At 69.7% G+C, this 24,354-nt stretch carries 23 protein-coding genes and 1 tRNA gene; 11 read left to right on the forward strand and 13 right to left on the reverse strand.

Annotated elements, in window-relative coordinates:
- Positions 1–310 precede the first annotated feature (310 nt).
- From ACFPA8_RS15865 to ACFPA8_RS15880, 4 genes are all read right to left on the reverse strand, one after another.
- A complete protein-coding gene (locus tag ACFPA8_RS15865) occupies positions 311–1,708 on the reverse strand; it encodes a cryptochrome/photolyase family protein (RefSeq protein WP_386448681.1) in 1,398 nt (465 codons plus the stop codon).
- Positions 1,709–1,760: 52 nt separating this feature from the next.
- Complete coding sequence (locus ACFPA8_RS15870; protein ID WP_386448684.1) at positions 1,761–3,956, reverse strand: MMPL family transporter; 2,196 nt, start codon at positions 3,954–3,956, stop codon at positions 1,761–1,763.
- 300 nt (positions 3,957–4,256) lie between these two features.
- On the reverse strand, positions 4,257–4,652 hold the full coding sequence (locus ACFPA8_RS15875) for a hypothetical protein (protein WP_386448687.1): 396 nt from the start codon (positions 4,650–4,652) through the stop codon (positions 4,257–4,259).
- A 190-nt stretch (positions 4,653–4,842) separates the two neighbouring features.
- Positions 4,843–5,604 carry a DUF5324 family protein gene (locus ACFPA8_RS15880; RefSeq protein WP_386448690.1) on the reverse strand — a complete coding sequence of 254 codons (762 nt, stop codon included), beginning with the start codon at positions 5,602–5,604 and terminating at the stop codon, positions 4,843–4,845.
- A 206-nt stretch (positions 5,605–5,810) separates the two neighbouring features.
- Here ACFPA8_RS15880 and ACFPA8_RS15885 point away from each other — a divergent pair, with 206 nt between their 5' ends.
- Together ACFPA8_RS15885 and ACFPA8_RS15890 are read left to right on the forward strand one after the other, a co-directional pair.
- Complete coding sequence (locus ACFPA8_RS15885) at positions 5,811–6,338, forward strand: peptidylprolyl isomerase (RefSeq protein WP_386448693.1); 528 nt, start codon at positions 5,811–5,813, stop codon at positions 6,336–6,338.
- A gap of 104 nt (positions 6,339–6,442) precedes the next feature.
- Positions 6,443–7,324 carry a rhomboid family intramembrane serine protease gene (locus tag ACFPA8_RS15890; protein WP_386448696.1) on the forward strand — a complete coding sequence of 294 codons (882 nt, stop codon included), beginning with the start codon at positions 6,443–6,445 and terminating at the stop codon, positions 7,322–7,324.
- A gap of 393 nt (positions 7,325–7,717) precedes the next feature.
- On the opposite strand, the gene crgA is transcribed toward ACFPA8_RS15890, so the two are convergent.
- Entirely contained in the window at positions 7,718–7,978 is a 261-nt protein-coding gene (crgA, locus tag ACFPA8_RS15895; protein WP_045863668.1) for a cell division protein CrgA, read from the reverse strand.
- A gap of 109 nt (positions 7,979–8,087) precedes the next feature.
- Here crgA and ACFPA8_RS15900 point away from each other — a divergent pair, with 109 nt between their 5' ends.
- From ACFPA8_RS15900 to ACFPA8_RS15920, 5 genes are all read left to right on the forward strand, one after another.
- Positions 8,088–8,843, forward strand: coding sequence for a DUF881 domain-containing protein (locus ACFPA8_RS15900; RefSeq protein ID WP_386448699.1), 756 nt, complete (start codon positions 8,088–8,090; stop codon positions 8,841–8,843).
- Between the two features lie 141 nt (positions 8,844–8,984).
- A complete protein-coding gene (locus ACFPA8_RS15905) occupies positions 8,985–9,152 on the forward strand; it encodes a hypothetical protein (protein WP_386448702.1) in 168 nt (55 codons plus the stop codon).
- Positions 9,152–9,811 (forward strand): aminodeoxychorismate/anthranilate synthase component II, encoded by a 660-nt coding sequence (locus ACFPA8_RS15910; RefSeq protein WP_386448705.1) that lies wholly within the window; start codon positions 9,152–9,154, stop codon positions 9,809–9,811. The genes ACFPA8_RS15905 and ACFPA8_RS15910 overlap by 1 nt, the downstream gene beginning before the upstream one ends.
- Before the next feature lie 5 nt (positions 9,812–9,816).
- Positions 9,817–11,604: a class E sortase gene (locus ACFPA8_RS15915; RefSeq protein WP_386448708.1), complete on the forward strand. Its 1,788-nt coding sequence runs from the start codon at positions 9,817–9,819 to the stop codon at positions 11,602–11,604.
- Positions 11,605–11,726: 122 nt separating this feature from the next.
- Complete coding sequence (locus tag ACFPA8_RS15920) at positions 11,727–12,401, forward strand: class E sortase (protein WP_386448711.1); 675 nt, start codon at positions 11,727–11,729, stop codon at positions 12,399–12,401.
- Between the two features lie 257 nt (positions 12,402–12,658).
- On the opposite strand, the gene pknB is transcribed toward ACFPA8_RS15920, so the two are convergent.
- From pknB to ACFPA8_RS15950, 6 genes are all read right to left on the reverse strand, one after another.
- Positions 12,659–14,611 carry a Stk1 family PASTA domain-containing Ser/Thr kinase gene (gene pknB, locus ACFPA8_RS15925; protein ID WP_386448714.1) on the reverse strand — a complete coding sequence of 651 codons (1,953 nt, stop codon included), beginning with the start codon at positions 14,609–14,611 and terminating at the stop codon, positions 12,659–12,661.
- A gap of 198 nt (positions 14,612–14,809) precedes the next feature.
- Entirely contained in the window at positions 14,810–16,273 is a 1,464-nt protein-coding gene (locus ACFPA8_RS15930; RefSeq protein WP_386448717.1) for a peptidoglycan D,D-transpeptidase FtsI family protein, read from the reverse strand.
- 154 nt (positions 16,274–16,427) lie between these two features.
- Positions 16,428–17,822 carry an FtsW/RodA/SpoVE family cell cycle protein gene (locus tag ACFPA8_RS15935; RefSeq protein ID WP_386448720.1) on the reverse strand — a complete coding sequence of 465 codons (1,395 nt, stop codon included), beginning with the start codon at positions 17,820–17,822 and terminating at the stop codon, positions 16,428–16,430.
- A gap of 16 nt (positions 17,823–17,838) precedes the next feature.
- Positions 17,839–19,434, reverse strand: coding sequence for a Stp1/IreP family PP2C-type Ser/Thr phosphatase (locus tag ACFPA8_RS15940; RefSeq protein ID WP_386449477.1), 1,596 nt, complete (start codon positions 19,432–19,434; stop codon positions 17,839–17,841).
- 37 nt (positions 19,435–19,471) lie between these two features.
- Positions 19,472–19,984: an FHA domain-containing protein FhaB/FipA gene (locus ACFPA8_RS15945; protein WP_386448723.1), complete on the reverse strand. Its 513-nt coding sequence runs from the start codon at positions 19,982–19,984 to the stop codon at positions 19,472–19,474.
- A gap of 10 nt (positions 19,985–19,994) precedes the next feature.
- Positions 19,995–20,819 (reverse strand): FhaA domain-containing protein, encoded by an 825-nt coding sequence (locus ACFPA8_RS15950; RefSeq protein WP_386448726.1) that lies wholly within the window; start codon positions 20,817–20,819, stop codon positions 19,995–19,997.
- Between the two features lie 376 nt (positions 20,820–21,195).
- On the opposite strand from ACFPA8_RS15950, the gene ACFPA8_RS15955 reads away from it, so the two are divergent.
- Positions 21,196–21,279: transfer RNA gene (locus tag ACFPA8_RS15955), tRNA-Leu, on the forward strand.
- A 206-nt stretch (positions 21,280–21,485) separates the two neighbouring features.
- Here the strand turns inward: ACFPA8_RS15955 and ACFPA8_RS15960 are convergent.
- Positions 21,486–21,734 (reverse strand): hypothetical protein, encoded by a 249-nt coding sequence (locus tag ACFPA8_RS15960; RefSeq protein ID WP_386448729.1) that lies wholly within the window; start codon positions 21,732–21,734, stop codon positions 21,486–21,488.
- Positions 21,735–21,849: 115 nt separating this feature from the next.
- Positions 21,850–22,068 carry a hypothetical protein gene (locus ACFPA8_RS15965; RefSeq protein WP_386448732.1) on the reverse strand — a complete coding sequence of 73 codons (219 nt, stop codon included), beginning with the start codon at positions 22,066–22,068 and terminating at the stop codon, positions 21,850–21,852.
- A gap of 159 nt (positions 22,069–22,227) precedes the next feature.
- Here ACFPA8_RS15965 and ACFPA8_RS15970 point away from each other — a divergent pair, with 159 nt between their 5' ends.
- The 3 genes from ACFPA8_RS15970 to ACFPA8_RS15980 are packed head-to-tail and all read left to right on the forward strand — an operon-like array spanning position 22,228 to position 24,348.
- Entirely contained in the window at positions 22,228–22,974 is a 747-nt protein-coding gene (locus tag ACFPA8_RS15970) for an ABC transporter ATP-binding protein (protein WP_386448735.1), read from the forward strand.
- Positions 22,974–23,708 carry an ABC transporter permease subunit gene (locus tag ACFPA8_RS15975; RefSeq protein WP_386448738.1) on the forward strand — a complete coding sequence of 245 codons (735 nt, stop codon included), beginning with the start codon at positions 22,974–22,976 and terminating at the stop codon, positions 23,706–23,708. Before ACFPA8_RS15970 ends, ACFPA8_RS15975 begins: the two co-directional genes overlap by 1 nt.
- Positions 23,698–24,348: a TetR/AcrR family transcriptional regulator gene (locus ACFPA8_RS15980; RefSeq protein ID WP_386448741.1), complete on the forward strand. Its 651-nt coding sequence runs from the start codon at positions 23,698–23,700 to the stop codon at positions 24,346–24,348. Before ACFPA8_RS15975 ends, ACFPA8_RS15980 begins: the two co-directional genes overlap by 11 nt.
- Positions 24,349–24,354: the final 6 nt, after the last annotated feature.

Genomic DNA, 24,354 nt, shown 5'->3' on the forward strand with positions numbered 1-24,354 from the left:
GCCTCCCCCAACGGACGGCCGTGGCAGGCGGTTGGACGCTCAGGGGCCCGGCCGGCCGGCGGCGTAGGCCCCGCGGCGAGCGGCGGCGGAGCGCCGCTCCGCCGTGCGGCCCGGCCCATCGCCGGTCCTCCCCGGGGCCGTTGGCCGGGGCTGTACGAGCCGGGTCGTCGAGAGCAGGGCCGCCCCACCCGTGGCAGCGCGTGCGCCCCGTCGCGCGCGGAGCCGGAACGGCACACTCTGAAGGGGCTTCGCACCCCACTTCACCAGCGCGAACTTTCCTCACCCGGAGCGAAGCGGAACGGCACCGGGATCAGTCCGCCCGTGCGTCGGAACGTCCCTCGAGTCCGCGTGCCCGCAGGAAGCGGTCGGCCCCGGCCGACAGGCCGACCAGCGGCTGCGGGTAGTCGAGACGTGCCCGTTCCCGGTCGGGCAGCTTCCACGGCTGGTGCACCGACGCCCCCGGCACGTCGGCGAGTTCAGGCAGCCAGCGGCGTACGTACGTGCCGTCGGGGTCGAAACGCCGGGCCTGCGTGAGGGGGTTCAGCACCCGGTTGGGACGGGTGTCGTTCCCGGTGCCCGCCACCCACTGCCAGTTGAGCTGGTTGTTGGCGACGTCGCCGTCGACGAGCAGGTCGAGGAAGTGGCGGGCGCCGACGCGCCAGTCCACGTACAGCGTCTTGGTGAGGAAGCTCGCCGTGAGCAGACGTCCCCTGTTGTGCATCCAGCCCTCGTGGAGCAGCTGCCGCATCGCGGCGTCGACGAGCGGGTAGCCGGTGCGGCCCTGCTGCCATGCGGCGATCTCGTCCTCGTCGTGGCGCCACCGGTCGCCGCGGGGCCGGTAGTCCTCGTGGGCGGCCCGTGGCCGGGCTGCGAGCACCTGGTGGTGGAAGTCCCGCCAGGCCAGTTGACGTACGAAGGCGTCGGCGCCGTCCCCGCCGGTCCGGCGGGCCTTGTGGACGAGTTCGACGGCCGAGAGCGTGCCGAAGTGCAGATGGGGCGAGAGCCGGGACGTCGTGTCCGCGGCGAGGTCGTCGTGCTGGTCCGCGTATGTCTTCATCGGCCCCGCGCGCCAGGCGTCGAACCGTGCCCGGCCCTCGCTCTCCCCGCCCGCGGCCACGGCCGGTGAGACTCCGGAGACCTCCGTCCGGGCGGGCACGGGCAGCGAGGCGAGCCCCTCGGGGACCCGCACGGTCCGGGGCGCGTGGAGCACCCCGCGCAGACCCGCGCCCGTCCAGCGCCGGAAGTACGGGGTGAACACCGCGAAGTGGTCGCGCCCGGACGGGGTCACCGCGCCGGGCGGCAGTGCGGTGACGACCGCGTCGTGCACGCACAGCCGCCGTCCGTCCGCGGCCAGGGCACGCCGCAGCCGCTCCTCCCGGCGCTGCGCGTAGCCGCTGACGTCGCCCGCCAGGTGCACCTGCTGCGCTCCGCACTCCGACGCCACGGCGCACACCTCGCCGGCCACGTCCCCTCTGCGGACGATCAGCCGCCCGCCTCTTTCGCGCAGGCCGGCGTCCAGGTCGCTCAGGCAGTCCGCGAGGAAGGCGCGGCGGTTGGGCACGTCGTAACCCGCCGACTGCACACCGGTGTCCAGTACGAAGAGCGGCACCACTTCGTCTGCCGAATCGAGCGCCGCGCGCAGCACAGGATTGTCGTGCAGCCGCAGGTCGGCGGTGAACAGGGCGACGGAAGCGGTGGCTGTGGTCATCGCGGGGTCCTCTCCGGCGGTCTCCGCGAGTACCCCACCACGCAGCCGCGTGTCATCGGCGGCGCAACGCCCCCGGCCACCAGATGGCGGGACCGATGTCGCGGGCCAGCGCCGGCACCAGCAGCGAGCGGACCACCAGCGTGTCCATCAGCACGCCGAAGGCGACGATGAAGGCGATCTGGACCAGGAAGGCCAGCGGGATGACGACGAGCGCGGCGAAGGTGGCCGCCAGCACCACCCCGGCGGAAGTGATCACTCCGCCGGTGGCGGTCAGTCCTCTGCGGATGCCGACGCGGGTGCCGTGCCGCAGGGCCTCCTCGCGTACGCGCGTGAGCAGGAAGATGTTGTAGTCCACGCCGAGGGCCACCAGGAAGACGAATCCGTACAGCGGCACCGACGCGTCGGTGCCCTCGAAGCCGAGGAGGTTGTCGAAGACCAGCGTGGCGACGCCCAGGGTGGCAAGGAAGTTGAGCGCGACGGTGGCGACGAGCAGCACCGGGATCACCAGGGCCCGCAGCAGCGCCGCGAGGATCACCAGGATGATCAAGAGCACCACGGGGACGATGAGGGACCGGTCGTGCTCGGCAGTCGTCTGGATGTCGTACTGCTGGGCGGTGTAGCCGCCGACCAGTGCGTCTGCCTGCGGCACGTCGTGGACTGCGGAACGCAGCCGTTCCACTGTCTGCTTGGCGTCGTCGCTGTCTGCGCTTCCCGCGAGAGTCGCATCGATGCGTACGCGTCCGTCCACCACGAGCGGTTCGCCCTGCCCGGGACGCCCCGACTCCGTCACCGGTGCCGCTGTGACGACGCCTTCCGTACGGTCCGCTGCGCTGGTGACCTCGCGCGCCTTGCCGGCGTCGGCGATGATCACGGCGGGGTTTCCGGAGCCGCCGGGGAAGTGCTCGCTGATGGTGCGCTGTGCGGTGACGGAGGGCACGTCCTTGACGAAGATCTCGCTGAGCGGGACGCCGTCGGACTTCAGCTGCGGGGAGATCGCGGCGAAGACCAGCAGCGCCAGCAGGGTCCCCGTCCAGATGCGGCGGGGCGTACGGTCCACGCGGGAGGCGACGCGGCCCCACAGTCCGGTCGCGGACGCGGCGTCCGAGCCGGGTGCACTTTCCTTGTCAGGTGCCCTGCCCGTGCCGGATGCGGCCTCCGTCCCGCCGCCCCCCGCGGACTGCGGCGCCTCCGCCGGTTCCCCGGTGCCGTCGCCCGGGTCGGCCGTGGCCCTGGGCTTGGCGGGCCAGAACGCTGCGCGGCCCACGAGCACCAGCACTGCCGGCAGGAACGTGAAGGTGGTGATGACGGAGCAGACGATTCCGATGGCGCCGACCGGTCCGAGCGCGCGGTTGTTCGTCAGATCGCTCAGCAGCAGCGCGAGCAGCCCCAGCGCAACCGTGGCGGCACTGGCCGTGATCGCGCCGAAGGAACCGCGCACGGCCGACCGGATGGCGGGGAACTTCTCGCCCCGGAGGGCGAGTTCCTCCCGGAACCGGGAGGAGAGCAGGAGGGCGTAGTCGGTCGCCGCGCCGATGACCAGGATCGACAGAATGCCCTGCACCTGGCCGTCGACCCGGACGATGTCGTCCTCCGCCAGCACGTACACCACGGCACACGCCAGGGACAGCGCGAAGACTGCGCCGAGGATGATGACGATCGGCAGCAGGAGACTTCTGTAGACGAGCAGCAGGATCAGCAGTACGACGACGAGGGCCACGACGAGCAGGAGACTGTCGATCCCGGAGAAGGCCTCCGAGAGGTCGGCCTGGCTCGCGGCGGGGCCGCCCAGCTCCGCCCGTGTTCCTTCGACGCGGTCGGTCGCGCTGCTGATGTGGCCGATGACGTCCGGCAGTTCGTCGCCGAGTCCCGAGCGCACCTGCACGACACCCTGGAGCGCCTGACCGTCCTTGCTGGGCACGGCCGGTGAGACCTTGCCGGTCACGCCTTCGTCGCCGGCGAGCGAGGCGAGGGCCCGGGTCGCGGCTGTGCGCTGCTGCGGGGTGATCTTCCCGTCGCCGTCCGCGGTCCACACGACGATCGCCGGAAGCGTCTGCTCCTGGGCGAAGCCCTTCTGAAGGTCGGTGACCCTGGTCGACTCGGCGCTCTGCGGCAGGAATGCGGCCTGGTCGTTCGTGGCGACGTCGCCGAGCTTCCCCGCGTACGGACCGAGCAGGCCGCCGAGCAGCAGCCAGACGACGACCAGGACGACCGGGGTGATCCACCGGGCGGTGCGCTGTGCGGAGGGCATGGGATCTTCCTTGTCGGGCGGCACGCTGCGGTTCTGCGTTCGGGATGTCGCTCTGGCACGTCGGACGGGTGGCCCGGCCGGCCGAAGGCGGTTGTCGATCCGCATGGTGACGGAGCGTCGGGTTCTTCAGATGTCGTGGACGAGCCTAGCCAGCGCCTGCACGGGGGCTACCGCCGGTACGCCCGGGGCCGCCGTGTCCGTGCCCGAGCACTTCAAGCGGAGGGCGGAGGCGGCCCGTTCGGGCACGTCGCGTCGTACGTCCTGCGTCGTGCGCCGTAGCCGCCGCCGTCCGGGTGCATCTCAGCCGCCGCCCGCCCGGCACGTACGCCCCCGGTCGCCCCCGAGCAGCCCGGCCACGGACAGCGCGCCCCAGCCCAGCGAGACGGCCACCGCGCCGTACTTCCTCGACCTCCCGGGCAGGGTCGCGCCGAGGAGCAGCGCGTCGCCGAAGTCCGCCGAGATCCGCACCAGCGTCGCCGTCGTCAGCGCGGCGCCCGCGGGAGCCGTCGCCATGGCGACTCCCGAGGCCAGGTCCCGCCAGGCGAGCGGACGCAGGGAGATCCGCGCGTGCCCGGTAGTGAGGCCCGCGTCGTCCACGAGTCCCGACGGGACGGCCAGCAGTTCGGGACGGGCCGTCACCGCAAGCCCGTAGAGCGCCGTGACGGCACCGATCATCCGCAACAGCCCGGTTCGCACCCGCCGTTCACCTGCCTTCCGAGTCGTGAGGACGGCCGCCGGCCGCCCCCGCAGTGACCCGGGCCGCAGACCGCCCGGGCGTACGAGTGCCCCTGCGGGGCCCCGACGCGTGTGGGTCGGCAGACCTGTGTCTGCCGACCCACACGCATGCCGTTCGCGTACGCGCTCGGCGTCCGCTCGCGACGTGTTCCTAACTGCTGCGCCGTTTGGCCTTCGCCTTCGCTTCGGCCTCCTTGGCCTCCTCCGCCTTGGCCTCGGCTTCGGACTTGGGCTTCCGCCCGTCACCGGACCGACGGCTGGAACCGTCGCCGTCGACCGACGACAGCGGCGCGCGGTCGCCGACCTCGGTGGCCTCCGGCGGCTCGACCAGCCAGTCGGGGTTGGCCTGCTTGTCCCACCAGCGCCAGGCGGCGTAGGCACCGCCGGCCAGCAGGCCGAGCAGTCCGAGCCGCTTGGCGAGCCGTCCTCTGCGGGCGCGGCGGTCGCGGCGGCGCACCAGCTTCTCGATCTCCTTGGCGCTCACCTGCCCGCGCAGGGCCGCGACGGCTGCGGCGCTGCGCGAAGCGGCCTCCTCCCGCACCGGCCCCGACGCGGTACGGGCCTCCGCGACGGCACTCTCGATGCGCGGCGCGGCGTAGTCCGTCGCCTTGCGGGCTGCCTTACGCGTGCGCTTGGCGGCCTTGGTGGCGGCCTTGTCGAATTCGGGCGGCAGGCTCTTGCGAGCCTGGGCGATACGTGGCACGACGTGCTGGTCGTACCCGTCGCGCGCCGAGGTACGGGCCTGCCGCGCGGCGTGCGAGACCTTCGGCCCCAGCCGCGCGCCCGCCTCGTGCGCATAGTGCACGGCGGCGTCCTTGGCGGTCCCTGCGTAGGGTGCCACGACCTCCGCTGCGTGCCGCACGCTTTCCTTGGTGTTCCCGGTCGCGGCGCGCACGCTGTCGATGCGGGTCACGGGTTCCTCCTCCTCGGTGGCGTGTCACGGGCTCGTGGGTTCCTCCCATAGACACAGTGTCGTTTTCCACCCGTTTCGAAGATCATGCCTGGCTGGGCCGACTCAAACCCGTTGCAGGCAGCATCCGGGTCATCGGTGCGTACTCCGTGCGGACCCCGTCCGTGGGAGGATCGGACGGGTCAGTACGGACAGATGGAAGGTAGATCGTGGCCGAGCAGCTCTACGCCACCCTGAAGACCAATCACGGCGACATCGAGGTACAGCTCTTCCCGAACCACGCGCCGAAGACGGTCAAGAACTTCGTCGAGCTCGCAGAGGGCTCGCGTGAATGGACCCACCCGGAGACCGGCAGCAAGACGACCGAGAAGCTCTACGACGGTACGGTCTTCCACCGGGTCATCAGCGGCTTCATGATCCAGGGCGGTGACCCGCTGGGCAACGGCACCGGCGGCCCCGGGTACGAGTTCGGGGACGAGATCCACCCAGACCTCGCCTTCACCAAGCCGTACCTGCTGGCCATGGCGAACGCCGGGCCGGGCACCAACGGTTCGCAGTTCTTCATCACGGTCGGCGCCACCGCCTGGCTGACCGGCAAGCACACCATTTTCGGCGAGGTGACCGAGCCGGCGAGCCAGAAGGTCGTGGACGCCATCGCGGGCATCCAGACCAACCCCCGCACCGACCGGCCCGTCCAGGACGTCGTCCTGGAGTCCGTCGTGATCGAGCGTCGCTGACGCAGGTGACGGGAGCGTGCCGGGAACTGTTCCGCCCCGTCCGACCGTAGGAGAGGACGGGGCGGAACGCTTCCGCACGTGCCGCGAGGCGGAGGGATGAGCTCATGGAGGGCCAGCGCCAGTCGGAACCGCGGGTGACGCACTGCTATCGGCACCCGGACAGGGAGACCGGCATCAGCTGTGTCCGTTGTGAGCGCCCGATATGCCCTGATTGCATGATTCCGGCGTCCGTCGGATTCCAGTGCCCCGACTGCGTCAAAGGCGGGTCGGGCACCGGACATCCGCCGTCGGCGAACCGTCCGCGCACGATCGCCGGCGGAGTCGTCGCCGGCGACCGGCGCCTCGTCACCAAGATCCTCCTGGGCATCAACGCGGCCGTCTTCATCGGGGTCCTGATCTCCGGGGAACGGCTGATCAACGATCTCGTACTGTTCGGGCAGGCCGTCGCGGAGCCGTACGGTCCCGTGGAGGGCGTCGCGCAGGGGCAGTGGTACCGCCTGCTGAGCTCGGTCTTCCTGCACCAGGAGATCTGGCACATCGCGATGAACATGCTGGGCCTGTGGTTCCTGGGCCCGCCGCTCGAGGCCGCCCTCGGACGGCTGCGCTACACGTCGCTCTATCTGCTCTCGGGACTGGGCGGCAGCGCCCTGACCTTCTTCGTCTCCTCGCCCGGACAGGCATCGCTCGGCGCGTCGGGTGCGATCTTCGGCCTCTTCGGGGCGACGGCGGTCCTGATGCGCCGCATGAACTACGACATGCGGCCGATCCTCATCCTGCTGGCGATCAACCTGGTCTTCACCTTCACCTGGGAAGGGATCTCCTGGCAGGCGCACATAGGAGGCCTGGCCGTGGGAGCGCTGATCGCCTACGCGATGGTGCACGCGCCCCGCAAGAGGCGGGCCCTCGTGCAGTACGGCGCGTGCGCGGGAATGCTGCTGCTGATCATCGCGGCGTGTGTCGTACGTACGCTGCAGCTCACATCCTGAACGAACGCACGAACGCACGAACGCACGGAAGGACCGCACCGGCCGGGCAGGCTACGCCGGGGCGGGGCTGCGCGGGGCGTCCGAAGCGGACGCCGGCACCGCGTACCTCCCCGCTCTGACCGGCGGTTTCCGCACTGTTGTCCACAGCGTGCCCGCGATCTTGTGCATGGCGCGGGGAACGGCTGTCCAGAGTCGCGCACGGGTACGTTTTCGCTGCCCAGAAGGGGTGAACGCGCCGTCTTCCCGTGAGGCACCGGGATGACGGGCGTCAACCCCCGCAGAGTTATCCACAGATCTTGTGAAGTTTTCCAGCCCTGTGGATCAGTCTGTGGATAACTCGGCGCGGAGCATGCGCGACCTGCGCGGAAGTGCGCGGGCAGCGGCGTGCGCGCTCTACTTCCACTGCGTGGAGACGACGAAGCCCCCGGCGATGAAGCCGAAGCCGACGACGATGTTCCAGCTTCCGAGCGACTCGACCGGCAACTTGCTCTCGGTCACGTAGAACAGCACGATCCAGGCGAGGCCGATGAGGAACAGCGCCAGCATCAGCGGCGCAACCCATCGCCCGCCTGTGGCACCGAGGTTGATCTCGGTCGCCTTCTTCTCCGGGGGCGGAGTGAAGTCTTCCTTTTTGCGGATCCGTGACTTCGGCACGAGAGTCTCTCCTGTCGACGCGCTTCGTGACCGCGGTTGAGGGGCCCCTCGTCATGGGCCCGAGGGGGTGTGACGCTGTGGTGGTCCGTTAGCGTAGTGCTTCCCCGCGGTGGAGGGAGACGAGGGTACGGTGACCAGATTGCGCATCCGCCCGGCACGGCTGGCCACGCTCGGGGTCTTCGCCCTCGCCGGTCTCATTTTCTGGATCAGTTTCAACACCGCACATGGTACCGATCTGCGCACGGACTCCTCGATGCTGCGGCTCTCCGACCTGATCCAGGAGCGCAGCCGCAAGAACGCCGAACTCGACTCCTCGGCCGCCGCGGTGCGCAGCCAGGTCGACCGCCTCGCCCGGCGCGACAGCCCGGACAGCACCGAGACCCGGAAGCTGACGGGCCTGGAGAAGGACGCCGGCACCCGGAAGGTCGCGGGAAGCGGCCTGACCGTCACCCTCGACGACGCACCGCCCAACGCCACCGCCCAGATCCCCGGCGTTCCCGAGCCGCAGCCCAACGACCTCGTCATCCACCAGCAGGACCTGCAGGCCGTGGTCAACGCGCTGTGGAAGGGCGGCGCGGAAGGCATCAAGATCATGGATCAGCGGCTCATCTCGACGAGCGCCGTACGCTGCGTGGGCAACACGCTGATCCTGCAGGGCCGCGTCTACTCACCGCCGTACAAGGTGACCGCCGTCGGCGACCAGGAGAAGCTGAACAAGGCACTGGAGGACTCCCCGGCGATCCAGAACTACCTCCAGTACGTCGACGCCTACGATCTCGGCTGGAAGGTCGACGAGCGCAAGTCCGTGAGCCTGCCCGGCTACTCCGGAACCGTCGACCTGCGCTACGCGAAGCCCACCGGGTGACACCGGCGCGAGCCGGGTGGTACTTCCCCGACTGAGGCACGGCGCCATGCCCCGGCCCCGTACTCTGGTGGGCGCGCCCGGACGGTGAGGACGGCACGGCCCCCGCACAGCGAGGCAGGGAAGAAAGGACGGCACGCAGGGATGTACGGCTGGATCTGGCGGCACCTGCCAGGCAACACATGGGTGCGGGCGTTCTGCTCGCTCGTGCTCGTGCTCGCGGTCGTTTTTCTGCTCTTCCAGTACGTCTTCCCCTGGGCGGAGCCGCTACTGCCCTTCAACGACGTGACCGTGGACGGCGGTGGGAGCTGATGGGCGCCCGCATCCTCGTCGTCGACAACTACGACAGCTTCGTGTTCAACCTCGTGCAGTACCTGTACCAGCTGGGCGCCGAGTGCGAAGTCGTGCGCAACGACGAGACCGAACTCCGCCACGCCGACGAGGGTTTCGACGGCGTGCTGCTCTCGCCCGGGCCGGGTACGCCCGAACAGGCGGGCGTCTGCGTGGAGATGGTGCGTCACTGCGCGGACAGCGGGGTACCGGTCTTCGGCGTCTGTCTGGGGATGCAGTCCATGGCCGTCGCCTACGGCGGGGTCGTCGGACGGGCGCCCGAGCTGCTGCACGGAAAGACCTCGCAGGTGGAACACGAGGGCGAAGGGGTCTTCGCCGGGCTCCCCTCGCCGTTCACCGCCACGCGCTACCACTCGCTGGGCGTCGAACGGGCCGCCGTACCCGATGAGTTGCGGGTGACCGCCCGTACCGCGAAAGGTCTCGTGATGGGCCTGCGCCACCGCGAACTGCCCGTGGAGGGCGTTCAGTTCCACCCCGAGTCCGTGCTGACGGAGTGGGGCCACCGCATGCTCGCGAACTGGCTCGCCGAGTGCGGCGACACGGAGGCAGTGGAGCGCTCCGGGGGGCTGGCCGGGGTGAGGCTCGCCGCTTCCGCGGGCCCGGGCGCGGGGGGCAGGTGACGGGAGTGCCCCCGGATCGTGAGAGTCCGTACGGACAGCCGTACGGCGAAGGGCACGGCGAGGGGTACCCGTACAGCCGGTCCCCGTACAGGCGTACCGGCGGTGCCGAGGACGACCCTTACGCGCAACCCGAGACGTTCCAGGCCGCAGTCGACGCGCTCTCGGACCCGCTGAGCGACCCGCTTCCCGGGCAGGGCACCGGGGCCACCTCCGGCGGGCACGGTGGCGAGGGGTACTCCGCGCCCGGCCGTCAGTCGCAGGGGCAGGGACCTCCGGGGCCCGGCCGCCCGGCCCGGGGCTACCAGACGCAGGGCCACCAGACGCAGGGCCACCAGACGCAGGGATACCGGCCGCCGGGCTCCGGGCAGGGCCTTCCCGGCCAGGGCCAGTCGCCCGGGTACGGGCAGGACCAGCCGTACGGGCAGCAGCCGCAGCAGCCGCCGCCGCAGAAGGACGTCTCCCCGTGGTTCCGGCCGCACCGCGAGCCGGGAGAAGCGGCAGGGGGCCGGGGCGGTGGGGTTCGTACCGGCCAGGGCCCCGCTCCGGGGCAGGGTGGTCAAGTGCCGTACCGGAGCGCCCTGTACGAGGACGGCGCCGCGTCCGGCCGGCAGCAGTGGCGGGGGCCCCGCACCGAGCCGACGGCCGGTCCGGGCCACGACACCGCGCCGCCCGTCCCCCGCCGGGCGGGCCGCCACGGAGCGCCGACCGCGCAGACGCCCGCCCCTGCTCCGCCCGCGGGGCGCGGGCCCGCGCCCGGTCCCGGCGCCCGGACCCCGTCCGCCCCCCGGCCGGGCCAGGGAGCGGGCCCCGGGCGGCGTCCGGGACTCTCCGAGACGGCGGCTCTCCCCGTCGTCGGCGAAGCCGGTCCCGCCGCACCCGCACCTTCAACTCCTGCGCGCGCCAGGGAAAGCGACGCGGAGCAGACTCATACCGTCGGGCTGCGCAGGCCCGACGCGGAGGCCCTGGGCCGCGCCGCACGCCGTCGTGCCGCTCAGCGCCGCGGCGGCAGGGGAAGCGTTCCGCGGGAGCCCGAGGTCCGTCCCCTCGCCGGAACCAGGCTGGAGGCGAGGCGTGCCGCCCGTGCCCGCCGGGAGGGGCCGGCGATCATCGCCAGCCGTTTCCTCGGTGAGGTCTTCATATCCGCGGGTGTGCTGATGCTGCTCTTCGTCGCCTACCAGCTCTGGTGGACGAACGTGCTCGCCGGCCAGGAAGCAGGCGGCGCCGCAGAGGACTTGGCGGCGCAATGGGACGGCGGCGGCGGAGGAGGCAAGGACTCGCTCGACCCGGAGCGCAGGGCCGACGACTTCGCGCCCGGTGAGGGTTTCGCGATTCTCTACATCCCGAAGCTGGATGTGCGGGTCCCCATCGCGCAGGGCGTCTCCAAACCGGCGGTCCTCGACAAGGGGCTGGTCGGTCATTACGACAAGGAGCCGGTCAAGTCGGGGATGCCGTGGGACAAGACGGGCAACTTCGCGCTGGCGGGGCACCGCAACACCCATGGTGAGCCGTTCCGTTACATCAACCGCCTGGTCGCGGGCGACAAGATGGTCGTGGAGACGGGGACGAAGTTCTACACGTACCAGTTGGCCAACCGGCTCCCGTCCACGTCGCCTTCCAACACAGGAGTGATCGAACCGATCCCCAAACAGTCGGGATTCACCAAGCGGGGGCGCTACATCACACTGACCACCTGCACCCCTGAATTCACCTCGAAGTACCGCCTGATCGTATGGGGCAAAATGGTCGAGGAGCGTCCCAGGAGCAAGGGGAAGCCGGACGCTCTTGTCGGGTAGGGGAACAGCGGAAACGGGCGGTACGGGTGTCAGAGACGGACCACGGCGAGGCCGGGCAGCGGGGGGCGTCGGCTACGGAGTCGCCACCGGATCCACAACCCCCGGTCCGTAGCAGAGCGCGTGTGAGGCGCAGGCGGATCTCCGCGGTCGTCGGCCTGTTCGGCGAACTCCTCATCACCGCGGGCGTCGTGCTCGCCCTGTTCGTCGCGTACTCGCTGTGGTGGACGAACATACTGGCCGAGCGGGACTCCAGGCGCGCGGGCGACAAGGTGCGGCAGAGCTGGCTGAAGGACCGCAGCCCCGGCAGTCTCGACACGAAGGACGGCATCGGCTTCCTGCACGTGCCGGCGATGTCGGGGAGCGACGTGCTGGTGATGAAGGGCACGAACGCCAAGGAGCTGAACAAGGGCGCCGCGGGTTACTACACGAAGCCCGTCAAGTCGGCGATGCCTCAGGACCAGTCGGGGAACTTCTCGCTTGCCGCCCACCGGGACGGTCACGGCGCGAAGTTCCACAAGATCGACAAGATAGAGAAGGGCGACGCCGTCGTCTTCGAGACGAAGAACACCTGGTTCGTCTACAAGGTCTTCTCGATCCTGCCGCGCACCTCGAAGTACAACGTCGACGTCCTGAACCCGGTCCCGAAGGGATCGGGCAAGAAGGAAGAGGGCCGCTACATCACGCTGACGACGTGCACCCCCGTGTTCACCTCGACCTACCGCTACGTGGTGTGGGGCGAGTTGGAGCGCACGGAGGACGTCGACGCGGAGCGGACCCCGCCGAAGGAACTGCGCTAGTTCCCCGGCGACGGCGTACGGCGTTACGTTCGCGCGCCGGGCGCATGCCCGCTGCGCGCGTCGCCCTCCGGCAGGCCGCCCGGCCTCCGGCGGGCGCCCGGTGCCGTCCGGACGCGCCGCCCCGTCCGGACGCGCCGCCCCGGAAACGGAACTGCCCGCCGCTCCCGCCGGCTGTGAGCCGGAGAAGCAGCGGGCAGACGAGACCGGAGGTGAGACCGGGCAGGGCCTGGCCTCAGGCCGGTGGGGACCGCGGGTCCTCAGCCGCCGGGGCCGCCGAAGAACCCTCCGTCGCCACCGTCGTCCGGGGCTCCCGGCTGGGCGAAGATGACGACGGTGTCCCCCTTCTTGCCCTGGGTGTTGGCCGGCGGGTTGGTGGTCACCACGGTGGCGTTGTTCTCGTCCGGGGCGCCGCGGACCTGGACGTTGAAGCCGGCGTCCTCGAGCGCCTTGCGGGCGTCCTTGACCAGCTGGCCGGTGACGTCCGGAACCGTGGCAGGCTCGTCGTCGGGTGCCTTGGCGACGGTGAGAGTGACCTGCTCGCCCTCGGCGAGTTCGCTGTTGGCCCCCGGCTTCTGCTTCAGGACCGTGTCGGCGGGCTTGGACTCGTCGTCCACCTCCGTCTTGGCCACGGTGAAGCCGAGCTGCTCCAGCTGTGCCTTCGCCTCGTCGAAGCTCTTGCCCACGACGGGCGGCACGGTGGTCGTCTGCTCCTGCGCGACGGTCAGGGTGACCGTCGAGTTCTTCGGGGCCTTGCCACCGCCGTTGGGGTCCTGCGTCAGGACTGTGCCCGGGGTCTGGTCGGACTCCTGGTTCTTCCGGTCGACCTTGAACCCGGCGCCCTCCAGTTTCTGCTTGGCCTCGTCGAACGAGGTGCCCTCGACGTCCGGAACGGCGACCGGCGACGGGCCCTTCGACATGTGCACTGTGACGGTGTCACCGCGGTCGATCTTCTGGCCCTTGCCGGGGTCGCTGTCGCAGACGGTGTTCTTCTTCTGCTTGTCGCAGTACTTGGACTCGCCCTTCGTGACCTTGAAGCCGCCGTTGCTGCCGGAATCCTTCGCCTGGGCGAAGGTCTGGCCCGCGAGTTGAGGCACTTCGACCCTGTCGGAGGGGCCCCCGAAGAGGGTCTTCCCGACGAAGATCGCTCCGACGAGGATGAAGACGGCCGCGAGCACGAGAAGGATCGTCGAGACCGGGCTCTTCTGCTGACGGCGCCGCCCCCGTCCGTCGTCGTAGTAGCCGTCGTTGTCGTCGCCGACGGGCGCCATCATCGAGGTGCGGGCGTCCTGCGCGCGCAGTGCCGTCGTCGGCTGGTCGTCCGGGTAGCCGCCGTACCCGACCGCGCCCATGGCGGCGGTCGCGGCGACGGGCTGCCCGTCGAGGCACGCCTCGATGTCCGCGCGCATCTCGTCGGCGCTCTGGTACCGGTAATCGGGGTCCTTGACCAGCGCCTTCATGACGATCGCGTCCATGTCGGGCGAGATCTCGGGGTCGAAGACGGTGGTGGGCTGCGGGTCCTCCCGTACGTGCTGATAAGCGACCGCGACGGGGGAGTCGCCCACGAACGGCGGGCGGTTCGTGAGGAGTTCGTAGATCAGACAGCCTGTGGAGTACAGGTCGGAGCGGGAGTCGACCTGTTCGCCCTTGGCCTGCTCCGGGGAGAGGTACTGGGCGGTGCCGATGACGGCGGCTGTCTGCGTCATCGTCATGCCCGAATCGCCCATCGCCCGCGCGATGCCGAAGTCCATGACCTTGACCTGGCCGTTGCGGGTCAGCATGACGTTGGCGGGCTTGATGTCGCGGTGGACGATGCCGCTGCGGTGGGAGTACTCCAGCGCCTGGAGGATGCCGATGCACATCTCCATGGCGCGCTCCGGCAGCAGTTTGCGTCCGGAGTGCAACAGTTCGCGAAGAGTGGACCCGTCCACGTACTCCATCACGATGTACGGGATGGAGACCCCGTCGACGTAGTCCTCGCCCGTGTCGTACACGGCGACGATCGCCGGGTGGTTGAGCGATGCGGCCGACTGGGCCTCGCGGCGGAACCGGGCCTGGAACGACGGGTCACGAGCGAGGTCGACGCGGAGCGTCTTGACCGCGACAGTCCGGCCCAGCCGCGTGTCATGGGCGAGGTAGACCTCGGCCATGCCTCCGCGGCCGAGCACCGAGCCCAGCTCGTACCGGCCGCCGAGGCGACGCGGCTCTTCCATAGTCTCCAGCCCTCTCCGTTCGTCCGGCCCGTATCTGGTGTACGGCACGGCGGTGTGCTGCTCGGGACACGGTACCCGCCCGGTCGGGCGAGTCGGTCCAGAGCGGAGTGACGGGCGTCACCCCGTGCGGTGCCCCGGGTGGCGCCTCCCCTGGCACGGCCAGTGGGAGCGGGTTTCGTGCGGGCACTGTGTGCGTCATCACTTGCCTTCGAGTACGGCGTTCATCACGCTCTTCGCGACCGGGGCGGCGAGCTTGCTGCCCGCGATGTCGTCGCGGAGTGTGTCGGAACTCTCGATGACGACGGCGACCGCGACAGGTGCGGAGCCGTCCTTGTCCTTGGCGTAGGAGATGAACCACGCGTAAGGGTTCTTGCTGTTGTTCTCGCCGTGCTGGGCGGTGCCCGTCTTGCCTCCGACGGTCACGCCCGGGATCTGCGCGGTCTGACCCGTGCCCTTCTCCACCACGGTCTCCATGCCCTGCTGCAGCTTCTGCGCCGTCTCGGAGGAGACCGGCCGGCTCAACTCGTCGGGCTTCTGCTGCTGGACGACGTTGAGGTTCGGAGCGCGGAGCTGGTCGACCATGTACGGCTTCATGAGCGAACCGTTGTTGGCGACCGCCGACGCCACCATCGCCATCTGCAGCGGCGTGGCCCTGTTGCTCGCCTGACCGATGCCGGCCATGGCGTTCTGCGGCTTGTTGTCCTCGGGGTAGACGCTCTCGGCCGCGCGTACAGGCGTGTCCAGCTCCTTGTTGTTGAAGCCGAACTTGTCCGCCATCTCGATCATCTTCTCGTTGCCGAGGGTGTTGCTCATCTTCGCGAAGACGGTGTTGCACGAGTAGCGCAGCGCGTCGCGCACGGAGGCGTCCTCGCAGGGGATGTTGCCGTCGTTGCCGAGGTCGGTGCTCGAGTCGGGCAGCCGGTACGGGTCCGGGGTGTCGGTCTTGCCGTCCAGGTCGTACTTGCCGCTCTCCAGACCTGCCGCGGCCGTGACGACCTTGAAGGTGGAGCCGGGCGGATAGGTCTGCCGCAAGGCCCTGTTGAGCATCGGCTCGTCTTCGTTCTTCTGCTTCTGGAGCTTCGACCAGGCGTCCGTGTCCTTGTCGCCGTTGCCGGCGAAGCTGGACGGGTCGTAGGACGGCTTGCTCGCCAGGGCGAGGATGGCACCCGTCTTGGGGTTGATGGCCGCCACGGCGCCCTTGCTGTCCCCGAGCCCGTCGTACGCGGCCTTCTGCGCCTTGGCGTTCAGCGTCGTGACGACGTTGCCGCCCTTCTGCTGCTTGCCGGTGAGCATGTCGATGGTGCGGTTGAAGAACAGCCGGTCGTCGTCGCCGGTGAGTATGCCGTCGTTGAGCGCCTCCAGCTGCGTCGCGCCGAAGGCCTGGGACGCGTAGCCGGTCACCGGCGCCCACATCGGGCCGTTCCTGTACGTGCGCTTGTAGCGGAAGTCGCCGCTCTTGGTGTCGACGGACCCGCTGATCGACTTGCCGTCGACGATGATGTTGCCGCGCGGCTGCGCGTAACGGGCGATGGCGACGCGGCGGTTCTTCGGGTCGGTCTTGAGCTCGTCCGCCTGGACGAGCTGGATCCAGTTGTCGCGGACCAGCAGGGCCAGCACGAGCAGGCCACAGAAGATCGCGATCCTGCGCAGTGGCTTGTTCACGGTGCTTCACCTCTTGCGGGTCGCTGGGAGGGTGCGCAAGCGAGGGCGGCGGAGCAGGAACTGCCTTCGCCCGCTTCTGCGTTGACGTTCGCGGCGGCCGTCGCGTTCCCGGCCGCGTCGCCGGGGACGCTCCACGTTCCGTACGCGGGAACGGTCATGTCCGGACCACCTGGGTCATCTCGGCGTCGGGCGAGGGCGCTGGTGCCGGGGCGGGACGCCGGGCCGTGTCGCTGATCTTGAGGAGGATGGCCACGAGCGCCCAGTTGGCGATGACGGACGAGCCGCCCTGTGCCAGGAACGGCATCGTCATACCCGTCAGCGGGATGAGGCCCATGACGCCGCCGGCGACGACGAAGACCTGGATGCCGAAGGCCGCGGAGAGGCCGACGGCCAGCAGCTTGCCGAAGGGGTCGCGGGCCGCAAGGGAGGTGCGGATGCCGCGCTCCACGAGGAGCCCGTACAGCAGCAGGAACGCCATCACACCGGCCAGGCCGAGCTCTTCACCGACGGTCGCGAAGATGTAGTCGCTCTTGGCGGCGAAGCCGATCAGCCGGGAGAAGCCCTGGCCGAGTCCCGACCCGAGGGTGCCTCCGGAGCCGAAGGCCCACAGGGCCTGCGCCGGCTGCTCCGAGCCGTTCTCGAACGCCTTCATGGGGTCGAGCCAGTCGTCGACGCGGCTCTGCACGTGGGGTTCGAAGCTCGCCACGGCGACGGCGCCGACGATGGTCAGTCCCAGGCCGAAGACGATCCAGCTCGTACGTTCCGTGGCGACGTAGAGCATCACCACGAAGAGGCCGAAGAAGAGCAGCGACGTACCCAGGTCGGTCTCGAAGACCAGGATGAGGACCGAGAGGCTCCAGATGACGAGGATGGGACCCAGGTCACGGCCGCGCGGCAGGTACAGGCCCATGAAGCGGCGGCTGGCCAGCGCGAGGGCGTCCCGCTTGACCATGAGGTAGCCGGCGAAGAAGACCGCGATGATGATCTTCGCGAACTCGCCGGGCTGAAGCGAGCCGACGCCGGGAATCGTGATCCAGATGCGGGCGCCGAAGCGGGCCGGGAAGAAGACCGGAAGGATCAGCAGGATCAGCGCCGTCACCATGGAGATGTAGGTGTAGCGCTGCAGCACGCGGTGGTCCTTGAGGAAGACCAGCACACCGACGAAGAGCCCGACACCGAGCGTGGACCACATCAGCTGCGTGGGTGCGGCGGCGCCGCCGGGCAGCGGTTCGAGGTCGAGCCGGTAGATGAGCACGAGGCCCATGCCGTTGAGCAAGGTCGCGATCGGCAGCATCAGCGGGTCGGCGTACGGCGTCCAGCGGCGTACGACGATGTGCGCGACACCGGCGAGCAGGCCCAGCCCCAGTCCGTACCCGATCATGCCCGCGGGGAGCGAACCGTCCTTCGCCAGACCGACGTTGGCGTAGGCGAAGACGGGGATGAGCACCGCGAACACCAGCATTGCGAGCTCGGTGTTACGGCGGCTGGGCAGGCCCCCGGGGGAGACAGTCGTGTTGCTGCCGGTGTTGGTCATGATGTTGCTGCTCATTGGTGCCGGAGCCCCCCTACGGCGCGGTGCACTGCTTGGCGAGCTGCTGCTGCTTCTCGGTGAGCTTCGGGCTCGGTGACGGAGCATCGTCGCTGCTGTGCGTGTTGTCGTGGTCGGCGCTCCGACCGGCCTGCTGCGCGGCCGCCTCGGAGGTGTCGGCGTTCGCGCCGGCGGCCTCTCCGGTCTTGCCGCCGTCGCCCGGCTTCTGCTCGTCCTTCTTGCCGCCCTCGTCCTTCGGGGGCTCGACGCGCTGCTCGGCGACGATGCGGCAGACCTTCGCCTGCTCCTCCAACTCGTCTGCCTTGTCACGGGCTTCACCGGCGCTGCTGGCGGCGATCGTCTCGCGCACCTGGTTGCGCTGGTAGCCCGGGAGGTACTTGAGTTCGACTCCGGGGCGGTCCTGGTAGACCTCGTTGAGGCTGATGCCCGCGAGTTCCTGGCTGATGCCGCGGTAGAGGGCGATGTGGTCGTCGTTGGCGCCCACGTAGTACTGGGTCTGGGTCCAGCGGTAGCCGCCGTAGAGCCCGCCGCCGACGATGATGAGGATCAGCGCGATCCACATGGACCGCTTCAGCCACCTGCCGCGGCCGCTCTGCTTGATGAAGTCTTCCTCGGTGTACGCGCCGAAGCTGCCGTGCGGCGGCCCGGCGACCGTGCCGCCACTGCCGGGAGGCCCGAATCCCTCGCCGGGGGCTCCCTGCTGAGGCACGGACTGGGCCGTACCGCGGCCGAGTTCGGCGGCGCGCGCCGCGGGTGTCCGCATGGCGCCCATGTCGCCGCCCAGCGGAGTCTGCGACTCGGCGACGGCGCCCACGACGACCGGGGTGTCGTTGAGCTGCCTGCCCAGGGCGTCGTTCTCGTCGACGTCGACGACGTCCGCGACGATGCAGGTGATGTTGTCCGGGCCGCCGCCGCGCAGCGCGAGCTGGATCAGCTCCTGCACCGTCTCCTGCGGGCCCTGGTAGCTGGCGAGGGCCTCTTCGATCGTCTGCGGGCTGACGACGGTGGGCAGCCCGTCGGAGCAGATGAGGTAGCGGTCCCCGGCCCGTACCTCCCTGATGGACAGGTCGGGTTCGACGTGGTCCCCGCTGCCCAGCGCGCGCATCAGCAGCGAGCGCTGGGGGTGGGTCGTGGCCTCCTCCTCGGTGATCCGCCCCTCGTCGACCAGCTTCTGCACCCAGGTGTGGTCCTGGGTGATCTGCGTGAGCTGGCCGTCACGGAGCAGATACGCACGGGAGTCGCCGACGTGTACGAGGCCGAGCCGCTGCCCGGTCCACAGCAGGGCCGTGAGCGTGGTGCCCATGCCTTCCAGCTGCGGGTCCTCCTCGACCATGACGCGCAGCTGGTCGTTGGCGCGCTGCACGGCGACGCCGAGGGAGGTGAGGATGTCGGAACCGGGGATGTCCTCGTCGAGCTGGACGATGGTGGAGATCACCTCGGAGCTGGCGACCTCGCCGGCCGCCTGCCCGCCCATGCCGTCGGCCACGGCGAGCAGCCGCGGACCGGCATAGCCGGAGTCCTCGTTGTGCTCTCGGATCATGCCGTCGTGAGATCCGGCGGCGAAGCGCAGCGACAGACTCATGCGCACCTCGCCCGTCGGCTCCGGGTACATCCGCACGGTGCCCACCCTCCGGTCGTCATGATCTGTACTACTTCCGCAGCTCGATGACCGTCTTGCCGATGCGAATCGGCGCCCCGGGCTGGATCGGCGTCGGAGTGGTGAGCCGGTTCCGCTCGAGATACGTGCCGTTGGTGGACCCGAGATCCTCGACGATCCACTGGCCGTCACGGTCCGGGTAGATCCTGGCATGCCTGCTCGACGCGTAGTCGTCATCCAGCACGATCGTGGAGTCGTGCGCGCGCCCGAGAGTGATGGTCTGACCCTGCAGGGCGACGGTCGTACCCGTCAGCGACCCTTCGGTGACGACCAGCTTGCTCGGGACGTTGCGCCCACGCCCGCCGCCCGATCCGCGCCGGCCGCCCTGCTGCCGGGACGGCTGCTGGCGCTGCTGCGGACGCTGGCTCTCGGCACGGCGTGCTGCGCGCTGAGTCACGCGGGTGCCGAAAAGGTCGCTCCGGATGACCTGCACGGCCACGATGACGAACAGCCACAGTACGGCGAGAAATCCCAACCGCATGACCGTCAGGGTCAGCTCTGACATTGCCCCCGCTTCACCCTTCGGCTTGCCGGTAAATGATCGTGGTGCTGCCCACGACGATGCGTGAGCCGTCGCGGAGCGTAGCGCGCGTGGTGTGCTGTCCGTCTACCACGATGCCGTTCGTCGACCCGAGATCCTGGATCGAGGACGGCTCTCCCGCGCGGATCTCGCAGTGCCTGCGCGAGACTCCCGGATCGTCGACGCGCACGTCGGCCTCGGTGCTGCGGCCCAGAACGAGCGTCGGGCGGGAGATCTGGTGACGGTTGCCGTTGATCTCGATCCAGCGCCTCGTCTCGGTGCGCGGCATCGGGCCGCCGCCCGCGCCGCCCGCGCCGGGGGCGTACCCCGGGGGCGGTCCCGGCGGCATCGGGGGCGCGCCCGCGGGCCCGGGGCCCGGCGGGTAACCGCCTTGCCCGCCATAGGCGTTGTTGGGGGCGCCGGAGCTGCGCTGCGGCTGCGAGGAGCTGGAGGCGAGAGTGCGGCTCCGTACGCGGTACAGCCCGGTGTCGAGTTCGTCCGCCTTCTCCAGGTGGACCTTGACCGACCCCATGAAGGTGTAGCGCTGCTGTTTCGCGTACTCGCGCACCATTCCGGCGAGTTCGTCACCGAGCTGTCCCGAGTACGGGCTGAGGCGCTCGTAGTCGGGTGCGCTGAGCTCGACGATGAAGTCGTTCGGCACGACAGTCCGCTCGCGGTTCCAGATGGTCGCGTTGTTGTCGCATTCACGCTGGAGGGCGCCCGCGATCTCCACAGGCTGCACCTCGGACTTGAACACCTTCGCGAAGGTGCCGTTGACGAGACCCTCGAGTCGCTGCTCGAAGCGCTTCAGAACTCCCACGTCGCACCTCCTTCCCAGATGCCCTCGGCTCTAGTGCGCCTCCCAGTGTCCCCGGGCTTGCGCGTGCTGTGTTCCGGTGGTTCCCGGTACTGCTTACTGATCGTATCCACGCGTGAGGAAATCGGGTGGTTCCCCGATCGGCCCCGGCGCAGGAGTGTCACCTCTCACACACCCCTGCAGCCGCCGTCACACCCTCGCATGGATCGTAGGGTCCCCGCGGCAAGTGTCCCTCAGCCAGTGCACTGAAGCGACGGGCCTTGAGCGGGTGGATACGGATGTGAAGCCACCGCGGCCAGCGTGCTAATCTTTTGGACGTCGGCGGGCGCCAGCAAGGAGCCCGGCGATCGTCTTCCTCGCTCAAGGCGGGGAGCCCGATGCGCGGGTGGCGGAATAGGCAGACGCGCTGGATTCAGGTTCCAGTGTCCGAAAGGACGTGGGGGTTCAACTCCCCCCTCGCGCACAGTGAGACACCGACGGAACGGGTCTCCACCAGTGACGAAAGTCGCGGTGGGGGCCCGTTTCTCGTTGCCGGGACGCTTCAGGCGTCCTGTTGGGGCGCCTGATCCGGATCGGAAGCGCTGTTTATACGCATAAGGGATCGTACTGGGACAAAGACCCCAGCACGGGCCCTGCTTGATGATCTTCAGTTGTGGTGACCGGAGTTGATCAAGCGGGAGTGGGGGCTCGATAGCCGGTAGGAGTCCAGCGGCCCAGAGGCTTGGTGCGGCGCCGGTGGTGCGTGCGCCTGCGTGGGTCTTGATCGGCGAGAGTCAAAGTGTCCACCCAGTTCTTGATCTTTCTGCGGTTGGCATGGGTGAGTTGGAAGACCAGCAGGATGGTCCGGGCGGCGAGGCCGCGGATCCTGCGGTTGCCGGACGCCTCGATGGCTTCGGCGAGGGGGTTGCGGGTTGCCATGGACCCCTCGCCCCTCCCCGGCGGACAAAGCGGCTGTCCCGGGTCGAGGCAAGACGCCTCCAGTGAGAGGCAGATACCGAAGTGCTGGCCGCAGCAGCGCCGAGGGCTGCAACGGCTACGCGACTTGCGTGGAGCAGGCGCCGCGCCACGGCACCAAAGCAGCGCCGGTGAGGAAGAGTTCGTCCCGGCCGGCGGTATGGAACAGCGACCCCTGTGTATGTGCGAGGTCGCCGAGACCAGGTTCAGCGTCTCCGGGGGTGCCGTCTTTCAGGGGCCGGCCGTCCAGCGTGAGGCGGTAGGCGGCCTCGGCCTGCAGGGGACCGGCGAACTTCACGGTCGTTGGTGTGGCCCGCAGGTTCTCCGAGCGTGGTCGGTGAGGACAGGCCGGATCACGAGCTCGTTCTGCTGACGCAGGGCGTGCACCGAGCCGCGAGCGCCGGGGCGAGTATTATGAACACTCGTTCATGAACGAATGTTCATTAAGGAGGGTGGAATGACGGACATCGAGATCCGAGGGCTGACCAAGACCTTCGGTGCAGTTCACGCTGTGGACGATGTGTCCTTCACGGCGCCGGCCGGGCAAGTGACCGGGTTCCTCGGGCCCAACGGCGCCGGCAAGACCACGACGTTGAGGGTGTTGCTCGGCCTGGAACGGCCGACCAGCGGTTCAGCGTTGATCGGTGGGCAGACGTACCGGGATCTGCCGCGTCCGCGCCGCAGTGTCGGTGCCGTGCTGGAGGCGTCGGGTGTCCATCCGGGCCGCCGCGGGCGCACTCACCTGGCCCTGCTCGCACGTGCCGCGGGGCTGCCACGGCAGCGGGTCGACGAAGTGCTCGACGTCGTCCAGCTCGGCGCGGCCGCCGACCGACGCGCAGGGGAGTACTCACTGGGGATGCGGCAGCGTCTCGCCGTCGCGGGCGCCCTGTTGGGCGATCCGGAGGTGCTGATCCTCGACGAGCCGACCAACGGGCTGGATCCGGCTGGTGTGCGCTGGCTTCGCGACCTGCTGCGAACGCTGGCCGGGCAGAACCGCACCGTGCTGGTCTCGAGTCATCTGCTGTCAGAGGTGACGCAGTACGCCGACCAAGTCGTCATCATCTCCGGCGGCCGGCTGCGGCACGCGGGGCCGATCGATGAACTGACCACTGACGGCCGGAACTTCGAGGACGCCTTCCTCGCACTCGTCTCCGATCCGGCGGATGCTCCTGTCCTGACCGAGCGGAAGGAGGCGCACCGCTGATGCGTACTCTCATCGGCACGGAACTGCGCAAGCTCGCTTCCGTACGCAGTACCTGGATCCTGTTGGCGGCTACGGCCTTGCTCGCCGGACTGCACGCCGCAGGTCTGCTGATCGGCGACCCTGGTGGGCAGTTGACGGCGGATATCGGCAAGCAGCGGGTCCTCTTCAGCGCCGGGATGGGCTCCATCCTCGCGATCGTGCTCGGCGTGCTGATCAGCGCCGGCGAATTCCGCCACGGCACGATCACCGACACCTATCTCACGACCCCGCGGCGGGGCCGGGTGCTGACCGCGAAAATCGCCGCCGGTCTCGCAACGGGTGCCGCGGCAGGTCTCGCCTCCGCGGCCACCACGCTGGCAGTCAGCGCCTCATGGCTTTCGGCCACGGGCGAACCATTGCCCATGGACGAGCGGTTCGTATGGCTGACGCTGCTCGGCGGGCTGCTGTGGTGCACCACGTACGCGGTCATCGGCGTCGCTGTCGGCGCCCTGACCCGGAACCCTGTCCTGGGCATCGTCGGTGCGCTGGCCTGGCTGTACGTCATCGAGGGCATCGTCGTCAGCGCTTTCGAGGACGTCGGGCGGTGGCTGCCGTCCGGTGCCGCGTCGGCGGTCGGCAACGCGGTCAAGGACGGGCTGCTTCCGCAGTGGGGCGGACTGGCGATGCTCGGGGCGTACGCCACGGTGATCGCGGGCATCGCGGGGCTCACTACACTGCGGCGTGATGTCACCTAGACGACCTGCGGTATTGCGCGACGGCGGTGGCGATCAGACCCTGCGCGACCATCTGATCGCCACCGCTGCCCGCCTTATTGCCGAGCGCGGCAGCGCGGCGCTGACCGTGCGCGACATCGCCCGTGAAGCCGAGGTCGCGGGTGGTGTCCTCTACAACCACTTCGCGGACAAGGAAGAGCTCCTGGCGCTGGCCCTGCGCACGCACGTGCACGGCGTCATGTCCGGGATGGGCGAGGTACCGCGGGCGGGAGATGGCACCGTCGAGGGCAACCTGCGCGCCTACATCACCCGCGGCCTGAACGTACTGACGCAGATTCTGCCTGTCTTCGCCGGAGTACTGACCCAGCACAAGGTCCTCACCCACTTCGCATCCATGCCCGCTCCCGGGACGGAAGAAGGCGGACTTCGCGCCGTGTTGACCGGCTACCTGCGGGCTGAACAACAGCTGGGCCGCGTCTCCCCGGATGCCAGAGTCGAAGCTGCCGCCACCATGATCATGGGGGGCTGTCACGAGCTCATCCTCCCGCGCCTCTTCCACCCCGGCGCCGCGGGTTCGCAGGCGGATGCACCGGTCATCCCCCCGGACTTCGTCGACGACCTGGTCTCGACGGTGATGCACGGGATCGCGCCCCGCACCTGACGGGCC

The organism is Streptomyces ovatisporus (genome assembly GCF_042653885.1).
Lineage (GTDB): Bacteria > Actinomycetota > Actinomycetes > Streptomycetales > Streptomycetaceae > Streptomyces > Streptomyces ovatisporus.